The 19,961-nt window shown below is 33.6% G+C and carries 10 protein-coding genes; all 10 read right to left on the minus strand.

The genetic code is table 11. From position 1 onward, the window contains the following. Nucleotides 1–16: 16 nt before the first annotated feature. Nucleotides 17–1,117 carry an LptF/LptG family permease gene (locus tag GYM72_RS09795; RefSeq protein ID WP_160557815.1) on the minus strand — a complete coding sequence of 367 codons (1,101 nt, stop codon included), beginning with the start codon at nt 1,115–1,117 and terminating at the stop codon, nt 17–19. Next, the gene (gene tgt, locus GYM72_RS09800) at nt 1,114–2,244 is read right to left on the minus strand and encodes a tRNA guanosine(34) transglycosylase Tgt (protein ID WP_220264268.1); all 1,131 of its coding nucleotides are present in this window, start codon (nt 2,242–2,244) and stop codon (nt 1,114–1,116) included. Before tgt ends, GYM72_RS09795 begins: the two co-directional genes overlap by 4 nt. A 900-nt stretch (nt 2,245–3,144) precedes the next feature. Next, complete coding sequence (locus tag GYM72_RS09805) at nt 3,145–4,443, minus strand: hypothetical protein (RefSeq protein WP_220264269.1); 1,299 nt, start codon at nt 4,441–4,443, stop codon at nt 3,145–3,147. Between the two features lie 9 nt (nt 4,444–4,452). Then, entirely contained in the window at nt 4,453–5,673 is a 1,221-nt protein-coding gene (locus GYM72_RS09810; protein ID WP_220264270.1) for a hypothetical protein, read from the minus strand. Between the two features lie 66 nt (nt 5,674–5,739). Further along, entirely contained in the window at nt 5,740–7,005 is a 1,266-nt protein-coding gene (locus GYM72_RS09815; RefSeq protein WP_220264271.1) for a hypothetical protein, read from the minus strand. A gap of 17 nt (nt 7,006–7,022) precedes the next feature. Beyond that, on the minus strand, nt 7,023–8,081 hold the full coding sequence (locus GYM72_RS09820; RefSeq protein WP_220264272.1) for a peptidoglycan amidohydrolase family protein: 1,059 nt from the start codon (nt 8,079–8,081) through the stop codon (nt 7,023–7,025). Between the two features lie 343 nt (nt 8,082–8,424). Continuing rightward, nucleotides 8,425–9,693, minus strand: a complete 1,269-nt coding sequence (locus tag GYM72_RS09825) for a hypothetical protein (protein WP_220264273.1) — start codon at nt 9,691–9,693, stop codon at nt 8,425–8,427. A gap of 10 nt (nt 9,694–9,703) precedes the next feature. After that, entirely contained in the window at nt 9,704–13,897 is a 4,194-nt protein-coding gene (locus tag GYM72_RS09830; protein ID WP_220264274.1) for a PAAR-like protein, read from the minus strand. Nucleotides 13,898–14,276: 379 nt separating this feature from the next. After that, complete coding sequence (gene cas9 / locus GYM72_RS09835) at nt 14,277–18,464, minus strand: type II CRISPR RNA-guided endonuclease Cas9 (protein WP_220264275.1); 4,188 nt, start codon at nt 18,462–18,464, stop codon at nt 14,277–14,279. Nucleotides 18,465–18,726: 262 nt separating this feature from the next. Continuing rightward, the gene (locus GYM72_RS09840) at nt 18,727–19,917 is read right to left on the minus strand and encodes an endonuclease (RefSeq protein WP_220264276.1); all 1,191 of its coding nucleotides are present in this window, start codon (nt 19,915–19,917) and stop codon (nt 18,727–18,729) included. Nucleotides 19,918–19,961: the final 44 nt, after the last annotated feature.

The following is a 19,961-nucleotide window of genomic DNA, read 5'->3' on the forward strand; positions in this document are numbered from 1 at the left end:
TAGTAGTTTAACTTATTTATGCGTATGCGCGTTTTACATACAAGACTAAAGTAATTATACCAAAAATAATATTAGGGAGCCATACTGCAAACCAAGAAGGTAAAATTCCTTTGGAAGAGAATACTTGTAAGGCTTGGAAAGAAAATATATATAAAAAAGCACAGGATATACCAATCGCCAAATTTATTCCTAATCCGCCTCTTTTTTTGGTTGAAGAAAGAGATAGGGCAAGGAAGGTAAGAATAACTACAGCTACAGATGAGCTGGTTCTTTGATGAAGCTCATTAAGATAGATATTTACATTATTAGCACCTCTCATCTTTTCTTTTTTTATAAACTCTCTTAATTCAGGAGTATTCATAGTTTCTGCTACAAATGCTTCAGGCAGTAATTCATCAGGAGTAAAATTAAAATGTTTTTTTAACGTACTTCCGTTTTTTAAAGATACTATATTTCCATTAGAAGACATCTCCTTTTCGTAATAGTTGCCTAAGACATAGGTATTGTCTTCTTCAGACCAATAAATTTCAGCAGAACGTAATTCATGCAGCAATATTCTTTTTTCATTAAATTTCTGATATAAAAATCCCGTTCCTCTCTTCATTTGACGATTATAGCTGTTAACGAAAATATATTCTGTAGGAGAAATTTGTGCAGATATATTTTGATTGGCCATATAAGCATCTTTTTTGTTTCCGGTAAGAATTTTTACATTAAACTCATTCTTTTTAATGTTTGCCCAAGGAAGAAGAAAATGATTGGTCATGAAAGAACCTAACGCTATCATGATTCCCACGATAAAATAGGGTCGTGAAAATCTGAAAAAACTGGTCCCTGAGCTGGTTATGGCAACAATTTCCGTATTATTTGCCATTCGAGACGTAAAATAAATTACAGAAATAAAAACCAGTATGGATGCAAAAACATTTACTGCCCAAATAACATAAAACGGATAATATAATTTTAAGGTATCCAATACGGAAAATCCGTTTTCGCTGAATTCCTGATAATGACTTTGAATATCAATAATTACAAAAACAGCAATTAAAAGAAGCAGCATGAAAAACAAGGTTCCCAGAAAGTTTCGAATAATATACCGGTCTAAAATAGTAATCATAATCTGTTTCTTAGCTGCGGAATGACCGATTTTTTCCAACTTGTAAAATCACCTTCTATAATATGTTTACGAGCGGTTTTAACCAAGTCTAAATAAAACGCAAGATTATGTACAGAAGCAATTTGTTTTCCTAAAAATTCATTAGCAGAAAACAAATGCCTTAGATAGGCTTTGGAGTAATCATGGTCAACAAAAGCAGTACCTTTAGGGTCCAGTTCGGAAAAATCATCCGCCCATTTTTTGTTTTTAATATTAATAACGCCATCCCAGGTAAATAGCATACCGTTTCGGGCATTTCGAGTAGGCATTACACAGTCCATCATATCAATACCTAAAGAAATGGATTCCAAAATATTCCATGGAGTACCCACACCCATTAAATATCTCGGTTTTTCAAGAGGCAAAATATCAGTTACCAAATCGGTGATACGATACATTTCTTCTTCCGGTTCTCCAACGCTTAACCCCCCAATAGCATTACCATCCGCATTGACAGAGGAAATAAATTCTGCAGAAAATTTGCGTAAATCATCGAAGGTACTTCCTTGTACAATAGGGAATAAATGTTGTTTGTAATTATAAAATTCCGGATTTTCATCACACCATTTCACACAACGTTTAAGCCATTTATGTGTAATTTCCAATGAATTTTTAGCATAGGAATAATCGCAAGGATAGGGGGTACATTCATCAAACGCCATAAAGATATCCCCTCCGATATATCGTTGGATTTCCATAGATTTTTCAGGTGTAAAAAAATGATACGATCCATCAATGTGCGATTTAAATTTTACTCCCTCTTCTTGGATTTTCCGAGTTTGAGAAAGAGAAAATACTTGATAACCGCCACTATCTGTAAGGATAGGACGATCCCAATGGATAAATTTATGTAACCCACCGGCCTTGTATAATATATCGGTGCCCGGTCTTAAATATAGATGATAAGTATTTCCTAAAATGATTTGGGCATTAATATCTTCTTTAAGTTCTCTTTGATGTACTGATTTTACTGTTCCAACCGTTCCAACCGGCATAAAAATAGGGGTTTCTATTTTTCCGTGATCGGTTTGCAAAATACCTGCTCTTGCTTTAGAATTTTTATCCTTAACGTTACTACTAAAAAACATAAATGCAAATATATAAACTGATTTAAAAAATATTCTAAAAAAGGATGTTTTTTAACATTTAAGGTAACCCATTAATTTCGACTATTTTGCTTTTTAAATGTTGGGTTTGATATTTAATTAAATAGAGTATTCTTGGATAAAGAATGGTAATTTTTATATATTTGCAAAATTGTAATCATTTTGTCTTTAAAAGAGTGATGATGTCATGCTGATAATGCTTTTTTAATATGATGTTTTAGTGATCATTCACAACTTTAATTATTACGATGAAGTATACTTAGTGTTGTGAATTGCTTCAAATTTTATTAGATATACCGAGTTTTCATAATAACAACTAGTGAACAACTTGATGTAAGGATGTTGTGAATCGCTTTTAGGTAATTTAAATCATAATGGTATAAATCAAATCACAAGTGCCCATAAGGGTTGGAAAATATGTAATGTTGTGAATTGATTTCAAATTTTATTAGATATAGAAATATAGTATTGACTTTTAAATGGGTATTTTATTTTTTTGTTTTGTATTGTTTTCAAAACTGATTGAATAGTACCCTAATTTAACTTTCAATTAAGCTATTAATCCATCCATCAGATTCGGTTTACATTTATGTTAAAGGAGTCAATCCTGTTTTTTTTTATTGTTTAACTTATTTTAGTAGTTTCAAATCAATAAAATTATTTTTTTCATTTTGGAACTCATTTAAAAACTTTGCAAGCCCAGTATGAACTATTTAAAGTATAATGACAATTTCCGCAGCATAATTTAAACTTTCACCTTCTAAGGCTCCTTTTAAATCTAAGCCCGATTCTTCGCGAGATTGTGCAAAAAAATGTGCTTTTCGAGCACAAGTGTCTAAGTTAAAGTTGTCTTTATTTTAAATTTTATTTAAAAAGGGATTATTATTTTATTGGTTCTGCAATACGCCTGTAATCATAAGGGTTTGGATCATCTTCCATTCCTTCTCCTCCATTAAAATAATCTTTTTCTTTCTTCGCTGCCTCATACCATTCTTTAAATTTAGGTAAACCGTAATAATTATTCTTTTTAAATTCTTTTTCGTAAGCCTCTCTTTCAAAATGATAGTAATAGAATCGGGTCATAAACATTTGATTATAATCATAATGTTTATCGTATTTATATTGCTCTCCCCAATACAATAAATAAGCAGCAATTTTTGCTTTTTGTTCTATTGTCAAATTTTCTTCTTTAATTGCAAAGGATGCCATATAATTTGATAAATACTCTGCTACATACAGAATATATAAATCGTCATGTGGGGTAGATAATTCTTTGAGTAAATCCAAGGTATTTTGATGTACTCGTATTTCTCCATTACAATCCTTGGTCCATAATAGTTTTCCCAATTCTTTCAAATGTTTTGTTTCGGCAAACTTTGAAAATAGTGGTAAATCCGTATTTTCAATCACCCATTTCAATAGTTTTTTATCCTCAGTATAACCAAATTCAGTTACCAAACTGCGCATAAAAAATTCATCATGCATAACCAGCCATGGAAACTGACTTTTATCGTCATTAAATAAGTATTTGTTTCGGGAAATTAATAATTGTTGATTTATAAACCTTCTTTTTGCTAAGTCTTTTTCATTTTTCCAAAGATTCAATTTTACATTGTTACCATCTTTAACTATATGAATTTTAATTGAATCTTCAATTTTAGCTAAATTTGGATATTCTTTTTGATAATTTATTAATTCTGGTAGTGCATACAAATCTGTTATAAAATTTATATTCTTTATTATATAATATGATGGTAGATTTGCACTAGCAGTATTTTTATTTCTATAAAAATTGATTACTCTTTCACATTTATCTATTGGAGATAAATATAAATATTTTGAATCTGAGTTAGAATTTATTATTCTTCCAAATAATACTTTAATTCTCGAATTAAAATCTTCATTATTAAGAAATCTAAATCCTGAAATTTCTAATTTTTCCTTTAATATAGGAATTGTCACTTCTAAATCTTTATTTTTATAATTATATGTTTCTCCATCAGCTGTTTCCTCATATAAGCCTGATGAGCCTGACTCTAATTGATCTTTCAAAATATTTTCTACAGTTAACATATTTTTTTGAGTTTTTAAATTTTCGGATATTCTTTCGCTTAATTTACTATCTTGACCTTTACAGTTTGGCAATATGATTAGAGATAGAATAATTGTTATTTTTTTCATATATAATATTTAACGAGTACTTGTATAATCTAATGTATAAGCAGAAACATTTAGTTTTGGCAATTGTTTATCTTCATTTGTCGGAGTATAGTTTTTAGGCTTAGATAACCAAAATTCACTATTCATTTTAGACTTGGAAATTTTGCCGATGCAAATTGTTCTTTTTCCAGGACCATCATCAGCAGTTTTATCAGATTGATTTCCACCCAAATAATAAATTAATTTTTCATCTTCTGACTGTCCTAATACAAAAGCTACGTGGCTATAACTAAAAATAATTATAGCACCAACAAATATATCTTTTATGTTAAGGATTGCTTCAACATCATTAGATCTTTTACTATGTATCCCTTTATTTGTTTTATGCTCTGATGAAAGCCAATTAAACGCCGTTACTGAATCATATGAATCAAACACATAATTATAATCTGTTGTTTGTGCAAAACACCATCTAACAAATGCTCCGCACCAATACCCTTTTTCATTATCCCAGGTATCTTTAGAAGTTCTAAAATATTCAATTACTCTTTCTTTTAAAGGAGTTCTATTTTGTCTTATACCTCCATACTTTTTAAGTTCTTCTTCAGCAAATAACATCCATGGCGCCCTATTTCCTGTATCTAGTTTCAACTCTTTCTCTCCTTTGCAAACAGCTTTGTCGTACTTAAACCATGCTTTTAACTTTATAAGCCCTTCTTTACGCTTTTCCCAACCATGCGGATCGGGTTTATCTTTATGATCTGGCGAATATCCGTTAAGTATTTTAGATTGCAACCAAAAATAATTTTCCTCTTCTCCGCTTTCTTCCATAACCAAAGCCAATCGGTTTAAACTTTGATCTAATCCTTTACTAAAACGCTCCCTTTTCCATGCCTTAACTTCTCTTATTTTAGCCGAATCATAGTCTTTATCTTCCCATTTTGAAACCCTTTTAAAAACCTCCCATTCCCAACCGGCAATGTCTATGGCATAATGTAGATCTTTGGATATCAAATCAGGATTGGTGATAAATATTCCTTCCTTTCCTTTTTCCAGATAACCATGGTCTGCTAAATATTTTCCATAATCTTCATAAGGTCCGGGATCATCGTAAGCAGTTCCATCCTTATTTAAATTACCGGTAAGTTGTATCAATCCTCTCCCTTTATAAAAGGAAGTACCGGATTTATATTTACTCTGTTTTTCTTGCGATAATTTAAAAAATCCCGTCTCTGCATTTACTTGAGCCAAAAAAGTAATCTTTTTGAATACCAATATTTATATTATATCTGAACCTTTACGTGTACCTTGCTTAAATTATTCCGGAGTCTCCTTATCAGTAAATTCTTCTGCATATTCTACCATTTCTTCTAAATGGGGTAAATTATAGTAGTTGTTTTCTATAAAGGTGTTTTTTAAATCATACCAAGGTTCCAAATCATCTATTAATGAGGCGTGATATGCACCTAAGATATTTCCGTTTCCCCACCTTACAGTTCTTGATAAATGATATTTCCTAAATAGCGGATCACAGGTATTGGCTAAATACCCTATTTTTTTATAACTATATCCTTTTTGCGCTTTTGTTAAATCACTTTTATCTAATTCTCTTAATAGATATAATGTGCTGTCAATTAATTCTATCGCATAGGTGCCTTCATTCTCATTAGTTATATGTTCTATCGTTTTTAATATTCCTTCTCTGATATATAATTTATCATCCGTTTTAAAATTATCTACAAAAATTAAACTTCTAACCTCTTGCCCAAACTCATAACTTCTTGGATTACATCGATTATACAAACTATCTAAAACACTTTTATTAATTTTATCTTCCTTATCATAATTGAAATTTAATAATAAGTCATGGGCCAATTCTTTTTCCCTTGAAAGTAAATATATCAAACCGGCTTTATCTCCATACATTAAGTATTTATTTAAGGTTATTACTTTCAAGTTTTGTTTAATCGCATACTCTTTTTTATCGATACTATTTATTTTTATTAAATCCTCCAAAAAAACCATGGGGGTTATTATTTTTCTTTCTTTATCAATAAATAAGTTCCATTCATAGTATGCAAACGTGTATTTATACTGATCAAAAGTCATGGTTTTACTGACATTACCTTTTATCTCCTCATCCGTATAAGCTACCCCCCTATGATTGGCAAAACGAAGTGGATATAAGGTAACTATCGTTTCTTTACTTTTATCCAGATCGATTCCAAAAAGATATTTTACACGTTCTTTGAATTCGGCATACTCCGGAAATTTATATCCGCTGTTTAACAGCATTTTTTCAATTAAGGGTTGTTGCAAGTCTAAATCTTCCCGGGTGGCAACATACTCATTATCCGGAATATGATCCATGACAAAAACCCGTTTTTGTAGTTCAATATGCTCGGCTATTTTTTTTAAATCTATATCATTATTCATAACGGGCTTATTTTCTGTCGATTTTTCAATAGGTTTTGTTGTTGCTTCTTTATTTTCATTATTAAGTTGTATTGCCGTTTTATTTTCTTGGCCTTGACAAGAAAATAAAACCAATACTTGTATACATGAGATTAATATCTTTCTCATAATTCTTTATTTTTTTATTATTTTTTATTTATTTCAAAGGTGTACCCTTGATCTTTCCACCGTATTTTTTTATCTGCCTTACTAAAATGAACTTTAGGAGTATAAAAACGGCAAGGTGAGACCTCATGCCCTTTACCATTTTTTAGAGGATGACCGATTAAATGGTAAGAATTTCTTAACCATTTGAGTTTAATAACTCCCTTCATATCTAAAGTTTTATCCATCCCATAGGGTGTTTTAGAAGAACTGATCGCCTCAATGGTGGTAACTATTTCCAGGGTTTCTTCAACATCTTTTCCTTCTTCATTTTTCTTTTTTATCTTTTTTTCTTCGTAATCGATAATTACTCCGGTATGACCCATTCCTCCGCTTTTATTTTTCCATATAAATATATCTCCCTTTTGAGGTTTGTAATTTATATCATCATGTTTCAGTAAATATTCCGAATAGGTTTCCCCAAAGTCGTGCAGTATCCTTGTATTTCCTGCCATTACCTTTTTACTCCATTCTATTTTTTGTAAATATCGGCACACTAATTCCGAACAATCCATCGTATTTTCTCCCGATTCTTCTACTCGGTTTTGATCGTTGGCATATCTTACTTTATACGGTTTTCCTGCTTTTGCTTCTTCCTGGCTTATGGCTTTGGTTAATAACCAGTCTATTCCCTGTTGTATCTTTAAATCGCCATCAATATAGTCTAACGGCTTGTCTACCCTTTCACATTCTGCTACCTTAAATAGGACTTTAGTTGAGTTTTCAACGGCTACGGATAATTTCCCTTCTTTTCCTCCTCTGTACCATACTTTTCTTTTAGGACGTGAGTCTGTATTATTATTTAATATATTTATTATCAGATCCACTACCTTATCATCGGAAAGATTCCCAGTTTCATCTGCCTGCAAATACATTTTATCTTTATACCAGTCGGCCATTCCCGTTAGGGCTGCCTGATACGGGGTATAGCCTTTTTCATTAATTGCGGAGGTAAATACATTAAAACCACTATCGGGCGCTTGTTGATCTATTTGCTTTTGAATTTTACCGTAATTTTCTCTTCCGGTTATCTGAAGCAATCCCCGACCTTTAAATCTCCAGCCGTCTTCTCCTCCTTTATTTCCTAATTCCTTACGATTGCCGTAAGCTATTTCTGCTATTTTTCTTTGATTGGCCGGGTGCTGAGCCGTCCTTCCATATTGATAGGCTAATTCATTAGGAGGCCCCTCTAATTTTCCTGTGCTGCTGAAGTTAATGAAATGTTTGGGTAAATCTTGCGCAGCATAATTTAAACTTTCTCCTTCTAGGGCTCCTTTTAAATCTAAGCCCGATTCTTCCCGAGATTGTGCAAAAAAATGTGCTTTTCGAGCACAAGTGTCTTAGTTAAAGTTGTCTTTATTTTAAATTTTATTTAAAAAATAATTATTTTATTGGTCTCGCTTTAAATTCATAATCTAATGGTTGTGGTTCATCATTTAAATAATCTTCATAACCTTCAAATATATTTTCTTCTTTTTTCGCTGCTTCATACCACTCTTTAAATTTGGGTAAACCGTAATAATTATTCTTTTTAAATTCCTTTTCATAAGTGCCATTATCAATAATATGCCAGAAATGCCCCATAAACATTTGATTATAATCGTAATGTTTATCGTATTTATATTGCTCTCCCCAATACAACAATTGAGCAGCTATTTTGGCTTTTTGTTCTATTGTCAATTTTTCTTCTTTAATTGCTGAGGATACCAAATAATTTGATAAATATTCTGCTACATACATGATATATAAATTTTCATTTGGGGTGGACATTTCTTTTAGAATATCTAAGGTATTTTGATGAACTCGTATTTCTCCATTACAATCTTTAGTCCATAATAATTTTCCCAATTCTTGTAAATCATTTTTTTTTGCATAAGTATAAAAAAATGGAAGATGGGTGTTTTCAATCACCCATTGTAATAGTTTTTTATCTTCCGTATAACCAAAGTCTGTTACTAAACTGCGCATAAAAAATTCATCTTGCGTAACCAGCCATGGAAACTGGCTTTTATCGTCATTAAGGATGTATTTGTTACGAGAAATTACATATTGAGGTATTTTTACTTTATATGAAGCACTATCTATTGGAAATTCTACAACCCTAACTGGTGATATCAGAAAGCTCATATAACTATTTTTCAACATTAAAACAATATTACCTGTATAATCTGAAGGAAAATATTCAGATCTTGAGATACCTTTATTTTCTCCACTTTTTTCATCTTTCATATATTGACTGCCATATAAAAAGATAAATTCATCTCCTATTTTATTCATTCTGCAAGGTTGATTTATCTTCATATTTACTCCGAATACTTTTTGAATCTTTGCCTGAAATTCTTCTCTGGTCGGCATTTTATATCCGTTGCTAAGTAAAGACTTTAAAATTTCTGAATTAATCCAATTAACATGGCTATCATATATTGGTGTTTCTGTGTCTATACAATAATAAGCTTCATTGAGCATCTTTTTCATCGAAGTCATATCTAAGTTTTGCATTGTATCTATTATTTGCATTTGCTTTTCTTCTTTTTCTTCTTTGTTTTCTTGGTCTATTATTTGTTTTTGTTCTTGGTTTACTTGTTTTTTTTCCTGACAACTTGCCAAAAAGGTAAATAGACAAAATTGTAATATTAATATTTGTTTGATCATTTTTAGGTTTTTATAATTTTTTTGTATAATTTTTAGGTCTGAAATATCCAATCCATCCTTCATGATTTACCAGGGCTTTACTGGTGCGCTTATAAACGGATGTACGCGTTTGCTTATTTCCGGGAAATCCTCCATTAGCAACTGTATTTTGTGATTCATCTGCACTTCCAAACTTTCCTATAGCCTCTAAAATTGTAACTAAATCTTTTTGTGGATCATATTTATAGACTATTCCTGTATGACCTCCTTTGGAGGGACTTCTCCATACAAATATATCTCCCCTTTGTGGCTTAAAACTTTCTTCTTTGCCTACTAAGTCTATATTATTGTTACCTAACAGCTTCCTAAATTCTTTTTCACTGGTCATTCCTGATGTGGTCATATAGATTGGTTCATTTTTAGCTTTATTTATGCCTATTTCTAATTCATACAGATATCTGCTTACTAACTCTGAACAATCCATAAATTTCAACCCGGCTTCACTGACTTCTGTTCTGTATTGGTCTGTTTCTTGTTTATATTCATAATGATTGTCAACTAGTCTTTTCATCTTAGCTAATACTCCTTCTTCTTCCAGCTCCAACTCTTTGCCCCCTCTACAAACAGCTTTGTCGTACTTAAACCATGTTTTTAACTTTCTAAGTCCTTCTTTACGCTTTTCCCAACCATGCGGATCGGGTTTATCTTTATGACCTGGCGAGTAACCGTTAAGTATTTTAGATTGTAACCAAAAATAATTTTCCTCCTCTCCGCTTTCTTCCATAACCAAAGCCAATCGATTTAAACTTTGATCTAATCCCTTACTAAAACGCTCCCTTTTCCATGCCTTAACTTCTTTTATTTTAGCCGAATCATAGTCTTTATCTTCCCATTTTGAAACCCTTTTAAAAACCTCCCATTCCCAACCGGCACTGTCTATGGCATAATGTAAATCTTTGGATATCAAATCAGGATCGCTGATAAATATTCCTTCCTCTTCTTTTTTCAGATAACCATTGTCTGCTAAATATTTTCCATACTTTTTATAAGGTCCGGGATCATCGTAAGCAGTTCCATCCTTATTTAAATTACCGGTAAGTTGAATCAATCCTCTCCCTTTATAAAAGGAAGTACTGGATTTATATTTACTCGGTTTTTCTTGCGATAATTTAAAAAATCCCGTCTCTGCATTTACTTGAGCCAAAAAAGTAATTTTTTGTATGCAAGTATTAATACCATATCTGCGAAACATTTGGTTTAATTCCCTAGTTAAACTTTTTACGCTGTTGTCATTAATCAATCCGTCGGTCCACAGTTTCGTATTCCCGTTCATATGGATCAGCAATTGTTCCATTTCTTCTTCGGTAAAATCTCGATGACAATAACAATTACGTTTTTTCATCAAATTCTTCCCCCTGGCCACAGTAACCAAAGAAACAGAAGATAAATCTTCAAGATTTCCCAGATCAGAAACATAGAGCGGATTAAAAAAACGGAAAAAACCAGATTCCACCTTTTTTAATTGTTCCGCGGTAGGAGTTTGCCCTTCCTCCAAAGTGGGCATGGCAATGCCCACCTGCGAATACTCCTCATTAAAAACCTTTTCATACGAATCCCTGTTTACCGTCTTCAGCTGAGATTCCAATTCCACCCAAACCGTTGCATCGTTCGCATCCTTTTCCTCCTTAAAAACGGCGATATAGAACACCTGAGGGCTCGGAACGTTCGGGTCCCTCTCCGGGGTAAAATCCAGCGACAGTAAGCCGTCGGTCCCCACCACTTCTGCCTCATATCTCTTTGCCTGTGTTGCCACCATAAAGGACTTTTGCTTTTCGTTATAAGAATCCGCCCAATCATCCGCCCCCAATTTTTTATACACAATCACCGTCAGTTTTTCCTTAGCCATACCCACGGTATGTACCCAAACCGTATGCTTTATGCCGTACTCAGTAGTCTTTATCTGAACATCATCCGCTGCCTCATTAGAAAAACACAAAGAAGTAATGCGCGCAGGAGCAGGGACTTTCAAATATTCTCTGCGATCCAATACCAAATATAACGTTTTCCCGTCTATATGCACCGTTTCCACCTCTTGACCGTCTGCCGTATGAATCAAGGATATGCGAGAAAGATCCAACGGTTCTTTTGAGGTAAATTCCACCGTAAAAAAAAGTTGGGTCTGTACTTTAGGGTCGGGATTGATGGTTTGTATCTTTTCTTTACTTTCCCGGTCCACAATAAAGGAAAGTTGACAACTTCCTTTTTCATCCAAGGCGGCATCCAGTTCTTTTATCAAACATTCTTGTCGGCGGAAGGTTTCCAACGGTTCAAAGTTGGGATGTTCTGCCCAAATCGTTACTTTGATTCCAACGCTGTCCAATCCTTTTAAACTAAGGTAGAAATAATTTTCTTCCTCCCAGCCCGTCTCGGTCCTTCTGGTTCCGTTTTTGTAACACCACAAGGCTCTTTCCAGAAAAACCTCTTCCGCTTGTACGGTTTTTTCTGCCGAACGGCGACTTACTTCCTCTCCCTGCAGTTGGGCCGAAAAAGTAACTTTATCTTTCCTGTCCATTCGTAAAACCGCTTGTTGACGGTCGGAGGACAGACTCCATTTCAACTCGACAGAATGCGGACAGGTCCATTGCGGCGTTTCTCCCGCTTGCAGAGGCATCAAGGCTTGGATCTTATAGACAGCTTCTGCTCCCACGGGTATTTTTTCAGGACCGCTGATGCTTTCCAAACGGTTCTTGCCCACTTCAATCCATGCCGTATCCGGACCTTTTCCCAAAACAGCTGCCGAGTCTTTATCTTCCCCGAAGGCTCGAAATTTATAAATCCCGTAAAGGTCGGTTACAGGCTGCCCTTGTTTTTTGAATTCTTCGATAAGCGCTGCAACACTGATCTTTAACTCTTCTTTAAGTCCTAACCGTATGACTTTCCCCCCGTCTTTTTGAACAATCCAAAAAACCCGATTCCCTAATCCGATCATTCCTTCGTAATTATACTTGATTTTCGAGACTTTCAGATGAAAAATGCCGTCTTTTCGTATCTTGTCGCTTCCCAGGTTTACTATATTTTCTGCCGATCGGTTTTTTATTTTTACGGTCAACATGCGCCGATTAGGCAACATTCCCATCGGAACATAATTATGGTCTTCCAACTCTATAACATAAGAGCCGCTGTTGCGAAAAGAAGCCATCAGGCTTCCCGAGAGAATTTGCGCTCCCAAAGGGCTGTTTTTATGAGCGGCAGAAAATCCCGGAGCATTGGTATATAAGATCGTTCCGTTCAAATCTTTGATGCGCCATCGCATGCCTTGCAACATAAAAAACTTGGTTTTTTCCGAATCGGGAAAGGTATAGCGAGGGGTAAAATAGGCGGGGGTATTTTTGGGAAGTTCCACGATTTTCTCTTTGGAAACCTGCTTTGCGTTGACAACAATTTCCTCGAGTTTGTTTGCTTTGCGATGGATGATTATTTTGGTAGAATCTCCTATGGGAACCTTTCCGTATCCGAAGATGGTGGTCTTGCCTTCAGGTAGCTCTTCCAGGTTTACTTGGTGTGTGCTTCCGTATTCCAGATAGGTTTTTATTCGGTCTTTTTGAGTATCTCCTTTGTAGTAGGCCCAATTGACCAGACTTGCATCGTCTTTTTCCCTTACCGAGGCCTGAAGGGTTATTGTTTTAACCGCTCCGCCTATTTCAAAGCACACTTCTCGGTGGGGGGGAATCGTTTGCTTGGGAACGCTAGAAGAAACCAAATCTATTTTGCTTACCGAGGGAATGGTATTTCCTAATGAAGCCGCAACCTTCGGACTTATCATAAAGAGATCATACGATTCCCTGAGGTGTTTTTTAAAAATTTTAGCCGAGAGTTTGACCTTTTGGCCGTGGTTTTTAATGGTGATTTTCCCCTTATACTTACACTCCCCGTAGGAAGCTTCCGTCAGTGGTTTTTGTTTGCCGAATTCGGCGTTTTGATAATAATCTTTCCATGAAATTTGCGGGGTGCAGGCCGGCTGGGGGCTGCTTCGGTTACACAATCCAAAATTCATGTGGTCTTGGTCATCTTCCAGCCAAGTGGCTATTTTCTTTTGGTTGGCCAGGTATTTGTCATCATCCTTATGCTTTACTTTTAAAATACATTCGGGAAGGCTTCCTCGGTTGCAGCTTACGCAAGCTCCTTCTACTACTAAGGCTAAATGATCGGGTTTTTTATCGGGCATGGAGTTAGTTTTTTTTAAGGTTGAGTTAGTGGGAGTAAAGGAATTAAAAAAAATTCTCTTTACTTTTTTATTTTTACGGGTTTACAAGCGGAAAAATTCCATAGGAATGAGTTTCCGATTTACACTAAATAAACTATACACGAAACAACGAGACGTTATATTCATAAGTTAGGCTTTGTGAAAATTATTCGGCTAAGATAAAGATTTTTTTATCAGAATTTATAACTTCTACGGTTATTTTTACTTTAACTTGTTGATCATCACAAAGATGCTGTTGGGTTGTCTGAACAAAGTTATGGGTTGGTTTCAGGGTTTCTTTGAAAATAACTACAGGCTATCTGTTTGTGGTTTATGGAATTACAGTGTTGGGGTGTTGTTTTTATTCACCGATATGAACAATTTTCCCCATATGATTCAAACGAACTTTAACGATATTTCTAACCCCACTAGGTCTTTCCCTCCTCCAGATTATTCTTTTTAAATTTGCATCATTAAATTCAATGCCGGTTTCCAAATGATGTCTAAAATAATAGTCTTTAGAAGCTAATTTTTGGACTCTGAATAGATGTTGGGAAATTAGATTTAAGTTTTTTTCATCGTTGATATCTAGATCATTCGGATTGAAATCTTCTGAAGGAAATAAAAACATCTCGTTTTGTTTTATGGTAAAAAGAAATTTCCAACCCAGGTTTTCATTATAGAATTTATCAATTACGGGAAGTCCTTGATTTACTTTTTCGACCGCTTCAAAAAAACTGACTATTTTTTCCTGTAGGTTTCCTTCTGCATCTTCATAAATAGCTACATGATGGTTATTTCCCGTACTCACAAAGTCTACCGGAATAGGTTTGCCGTTTAAATCTAAAAGTTCGTTTCCGAAATGGTCTTTTTTAGTATGTAGCGATTCCACATTACTAACTCCGATTATAGTTGCTGTTTTAATGCAGATTCCTTTTTCTTGGTTTAGCCAGATGGGTTTTTTTTCCAAATCTGAAAAGGCTTCTTTAGCATTTCCATGGGCTTCTTTTAATCGATTTCTTAGTATGTTTTGGGTAGTGGGATCCAATACTTTTTCAATAGTTTTTTCATTTTTAAAATTTTCGGGGGTAATAGCTTTTCTTATAGTATAAACTTTTTCAAACCATTGGATGGTAACTTTTTCAGGAATGGTATCGGTTGAATAAGCATTCAAAAAAATTGGTTTTTTAATTACGGAATTTTTACCGGAAAAAGCTTTTTTAGGATCATTGAAATGATCATTCAATCGTTTTAATAAAGCATTTTTGTATATAGGATTTTGAACCATTGATACCGTCTCATAGTTACATTTTGAAGAAATCATTATTTCTTTAGTCCGGGAAATTTTTGACATCCCATAAATGGTTTCTTTATGTAAAGGGCCTCTTGGCGTAAGTTCAAGCTTGGGCGAATATCCCCCTTTTTTCTTAGGTTTATTTAAGTTTACAGTGGTTACCGTATTTTTAGTTTTGTATGAAACCAATATTTCTTTTAATTGCTTTTCGACTTCTTGTCGAAAATTTTGAGTTGGAAAAGTAAATCGAGAGGAGCTGCTTCCATTTTCATTGATTTTATCATATTTGATCTTCTTTTCAATAGCAAGAATAACTGCATGTCGTTTATGTTTTTCATCGTCCCGAGCATTCATATGATTTAAATATTGAATATGATTTCGGGATGTAAAAGCAACAAGTAAAGCATCGAGAGCTTGATGACGATGGTCATTTCCTTTGTCCCAATCGATGATCATTTCTTTTTTTTCACCTCTTGAATTTTCAACCAACTTTGTAAGTCCGGCGTTACGGAATTTTTCAATATTCAATTCTTTCATAAGATCAGTTAAGTTCCAATCTTTACGTAATTTAGAAGTAATATCACTGCAAGTAGTAACCACATCGGGAGCAATTTCAAAAAGGAGTTCCTTAATTTTTCCGGCAATATATGGTGTATCTTGCAACTCTCTGTTGATAAAACTTTCTCCTATTTCGGAGCCTTTTTTACGTAAGTTTTTATATTTGGTTTCGGAAATAGCTCCTTTCTTATATAATTCTGAAATTACATATTGAAAGTGTTCTTCTTTCTCTTTTCCTTGATTAGATAGGTAATCGAAAGCAGTTAAATTACTTTTTTCAAGGTTTGCTTGTCTGGGTACCAGTACTTTATTGGAAAAGCTGTCATCAAATACTTTGGATTGCGGGATGATATGATCAACATCATAGTTGTTTGTAAAAAGATAATCTTTATTTATAGGAGTGTCAGTATATAAATCGTTAAAACCGTTCGCTTCCAATTCTAAATATAATCGATAGCGAGTTATATCGTTCTTTGAGGGGTTCGAAATATTAAATTCTTTTTTTAGTATTTCTGAATATTTTTGATATCGAATTTTAGCAGCATCCCTATTTTTTGAAATTTTTTCTCGCTCTTTAGCATTTTTTTTGAGCTCTTTTGCTAGTTCAAGGCGTACTTCATCAAATGCACCATACTCATCCATTAATGAATTTACCAGATTAATTAATTGGTTTATGACTTTTTCCACTACAGGGCTTCTCAAAGAATTTTTAGGTAAAATTTCGAGTTGATCTCTTAATTTGCGATTATTACTCTCTTCACGGGGCAGGGAATGTTTAGAATGTTTATATCCCGCCAATAGGCATGCCTCACTAAAAGTATTTTCTTTACAATAGGGGTAAATTTTTCGCATTGCCTTACTACTTAAATTACCATATTCTGAATCATATGAGATAGAAGCAAAGAGTTGTGCATACTCCTTTTTAAATCCGAATTTAGTAGTTAACAGTTCCAACAATTTATCATTTCCCGAAGTAGAATTGTCTCCTTCATAAGAATATACTAAATGCCAGAGCTGATATGCGCTTTGATTTTCAAATTCAGGATTCGGAAGCAACGGGTCAAAATCTAATATAGAAGTAGAAATAGAACATGTTTCAAAGACAGATTTTACTATTTCTTTGATTTCGGCGGCAGGGATTTTACTGTCTCCCGGTTTTAACTCTTCTTGGTCTTCCGGTATGTCCAAAAGTTCAAAAACATTATATCCTTCTATATCTAAAATTTTAAGATAAATTCGGTAAAGCTGTTCTTGAGTTCGATTTCCTTCCAGGATTGTAAAATTGATTTTAGTTTCTTTAGAGGGCAATTCTAATAGGGATAAAGCCTTTGGTCCGGATAGGTTTCCTTTAATATTCAGTTCTGTAAATAGTAATTCTTTTTCTTTTAACGTCAACGGACGATCATTTCCTTCCCTTTTGATAAGTACATTACCAAGGCTTTGCCATATTTTGAACTGTTGGAAAAGAGGGGAGGACTTAGGGGCAACCTTTAAACCGATTTTTTTCTTTTTCTTTTTTCCGTTTTTCTTTATTTCAATTTCTTTGTTTTCAAATTCACAAAGATTAATTAATCTTTTTTGGGAACGAAGTTTACGTTGGTAAAAGATAACGGAATCTCGAATCTTTTTTTTTAGCTCAGGAGTAAGTTGAGGGTGGAATTGCGCTTGAGTTTCCCATATTTGCTCAAACTCATCAAGATAGTCTTGTCTCAAAAATACTTGATTTTTTAATTTGGTGTGAATATTTTTTGCTACTTGGGAAAAAAGATTTTCGCCTATTGTCTGTTGATTAAAATATAGCTCTTTACTGCGATCACTAATTGCGCCTAAATATCCGCTGGAATTAGCAATATGGTTATTTATTTCAGCCAAAACATAGGCTATTTCTTCAAGAGTTATTTTTTCCGAGACTGCTTGGTCTCTCCATTTAAAGGCTTGTAACTTTTTTTCATCTCTTTTCCCTTTATTTATGGCGATTCTGATTCCATATTTTTTTAGAAATAAAGCGGCAGTTGCTCTTTGTCCTTTTCCTTCCAGTTCTTTTTTAAAATCTTCGGTCAAAATATCGGGATAATATTTTTTTTGAAAATCCCATAATGCGGACCATTCCTTTTCTAAATCGGAACGGTAAAAGTCAGGAATTTGCTTTTTCCCTTTTTTTATAAGTTGGTAAATATATTGCCCGGGAGTTAACTTTTTTTCATATAAAAGCTTAGCAATCTCCATTCCGTCTATTGTCTTCCCATCTTCATTGTTTTTTACTTTTCGACTGCTTTTATATCCTCTCTTTTTGTTTATATGAAGTAAAACCCTGGCTAATTCTTCCAGTTCTATTCTTTCTTTTGTTGCTTTTGCTCGATTTTTTAAGGTTTCGAAAGAGGTAAATTTACCTTTTTCTGTCAAGGAAGAGTTGGATGAAATAATTTGGTTTTGAAGTAGTAATGCGATTAAGTTATTTCTTCTCAGCTTAAAACGTTGAAGGTTTCTTCTAGCGCTTCTTACTGAAGATCTTTCTGCATTGGGTGTAACAGACAATCCTTTCTCAAAATTATTCTTTTCATCTTTGGTTATAGGAATTACCCGCACCCCTAATTTGGAAATAGTATTTAAATTTGGATTTTCTTCATTTTCACGGACAACAGCCCAGCCAATTGAAGATACTCCTACGTTCAGGCCAAGAATTTTCTTAAAAGACATAATGATCTATTTGGTTTTAGTAATTATTCAATAAAAGTATAAACTAATTAGAAATAAAAAAAATGTATATTTATGATGAATTAGTTTGATTTATTGATTATCTTTGAAGCAAATAAAATTTGAAAGCAATTCACAATAAGGATTATTCCGTTGTGAAAACATTAAAGGCGGGAATTATCTCGCTTTTTTTATTGGTATGTTGGTAAGTTTAAGCTGTTATAGTAGATGGTATTTTATAAGGATAATTTATATTAAATTACACTCATTTAATTTCTTTAATAAGAATAGTATAAACCGGAAAATGGTCACTATATCCCCCCGTATAATTATTATTAGAAAAAGTACGGTAGGGATAGCCTTTGTAAGGACCTTCTTGTGTAATTAAATAAAAAGGCGCAAACACATTCATTCTATAAAAGTGATAACCTTCCTGATCTGTAACAAGGGCAGGAGACATAATTTGTTGATCGAAAAAGCTAAATGAATCTTGATAGGCAATAGTTCCTAATCCTTTTTTAAATAAGTTCTCTGCGGGATTATAATAAGAACCGGTTGTCACGTTTTCTTTTTTAGATACCGTATTTAACCCTTTTTTAATGCTGGGGCTGGTACAATCATCATTAAAATCACCCATAGCTACTATTTTTGCCTTTGAGTTGATGCTTATGAGGCTGTCCATTGCTTGTTTTAAGACTTTGGCAGCCGCCATCCTTTTGGGAAGACTTCTTTGTTCACCTCCTCGTCGGGAAGGCCAATGGTTGACGAAGAAATACATTTTTTCACCTTCTAACAGACCTTCTACCAGTAGTATATCGCGTGTATAATTTTTATAACCTTCTTGTCTGGGTAAATTTATTAACAGCTTTTGTTTATTTTGGGGGATAAACCTTGTTTTGTTATATAATAAGCCAACGTCAATGCCTCTTTCATCGAAAGAATTGAGATGAATAAATTCATAATTTCCTCCTCTTTTATTGATGGCTTCGCATAGATCATTCAATACATGCTCATTTTCAATTTCACATAAACCAATGATTACCGGCATAGATTGAGTTTCGGTTTTTCCGGTTTCGGATATAACTCGGCTGATGTTATTGATTTTTTCTTTATATTTTTTTGTATCCCAGCGTTTGGAACCTTTGTAATGGAATTCATCGGTTAAAATATGCTTTCTGACTACCTTTTTTCCTTTTAGTTTATTGAAGGATAGTTCACCTCGGTACACCTCATATCCGGATTGTAAAGCTTCATCTTCGGATACGCTTATTTGATACTTTGGATCATTAGGATCCAGGGTGCCGTTAATAAGATCAGCAGATGGAATGGTGTCATAGAGATTTTCTACGTTATAAAACATGACAGTTGCTGATTTATATCGTATTTGTGCTTCACAAGGGGTATAAATCATTAATAAAAAAATAAAAACAAATATATTTTTTAATAATATACGCATAGATCCGTTTTTTTATATTAACAAAACTAAAAATAAATAATTAT

The organism is Apibacter sp. ESL0404 (assembly GCF_019469245.1).
Taxonomy (GTDB): Bacteria; Bacteroidota; Bacteroidia; order Flavobacteriales; family Weeksellaceae; genus Apibacter.

What these genes read in the sequence shown, in the direction of transcription:
- GYM72_RS09805 (WP_220264269.1), bottom strand. Translation starts at nt 4,443, where the DNA reads ATGAAAAAAATAACAATTATTCTATCTCTAATCATATTGCCAAACTGT.
- GYM72_RS09825 (WP_220264273.1), bottom strand. Translation starts at nt 9,693, where the DNA reads ATGATCAAACAAATATTAATATTACAATTTTGTCTATTTACCTTTTTG.
- GYM72_RS09830 (WP_220264274.1), bottom strand. Translation starts at nt 13,897, where the DNA reads ATGCCCGATAAAAAACCCGATCATTTAGCCTTAGTAGTAGAAGGAGCT.
- tgt (WP_220264268.1), bottom strand. Translation starts at nt 2,244, where the DNA reads ATGTTTTTTAGTAGTAACGTTAAGGATAAAAATTCTAAAGCAAGAGCA.
- GYM72_RS09840 (WP_220264276.1), bottom strand. Translation starts at nt 19,917, where the DNA reads ATGCGTATATTATTAAAAAATATATTTGTTTTTATTTTTTTATTAATG.
- GYM72_RS09795 (WP_160557815.1), bottom strand. Translation starts at nt 1,117, where the DNA reads ATGATTACTATTTTAGACCGGTATATTATTCGAAACTTTCTGGGAACC.
- cas9 (WP_220264275.1), bottom strand. Translation starts at nt 18,464, where the DNA reads ATGTCTTTTAAGAAAATTCTTGGCCTGAACGTAGGAGTATCTTCAATT.
- GYM72_RS09815 (WP_220264271.1), bottom strand. Translation starts at nt 7,005, where the DNA reads ATGAGAAAGATATTAATCTCATGTATACAAGTATTGGTTTTATTTTCT.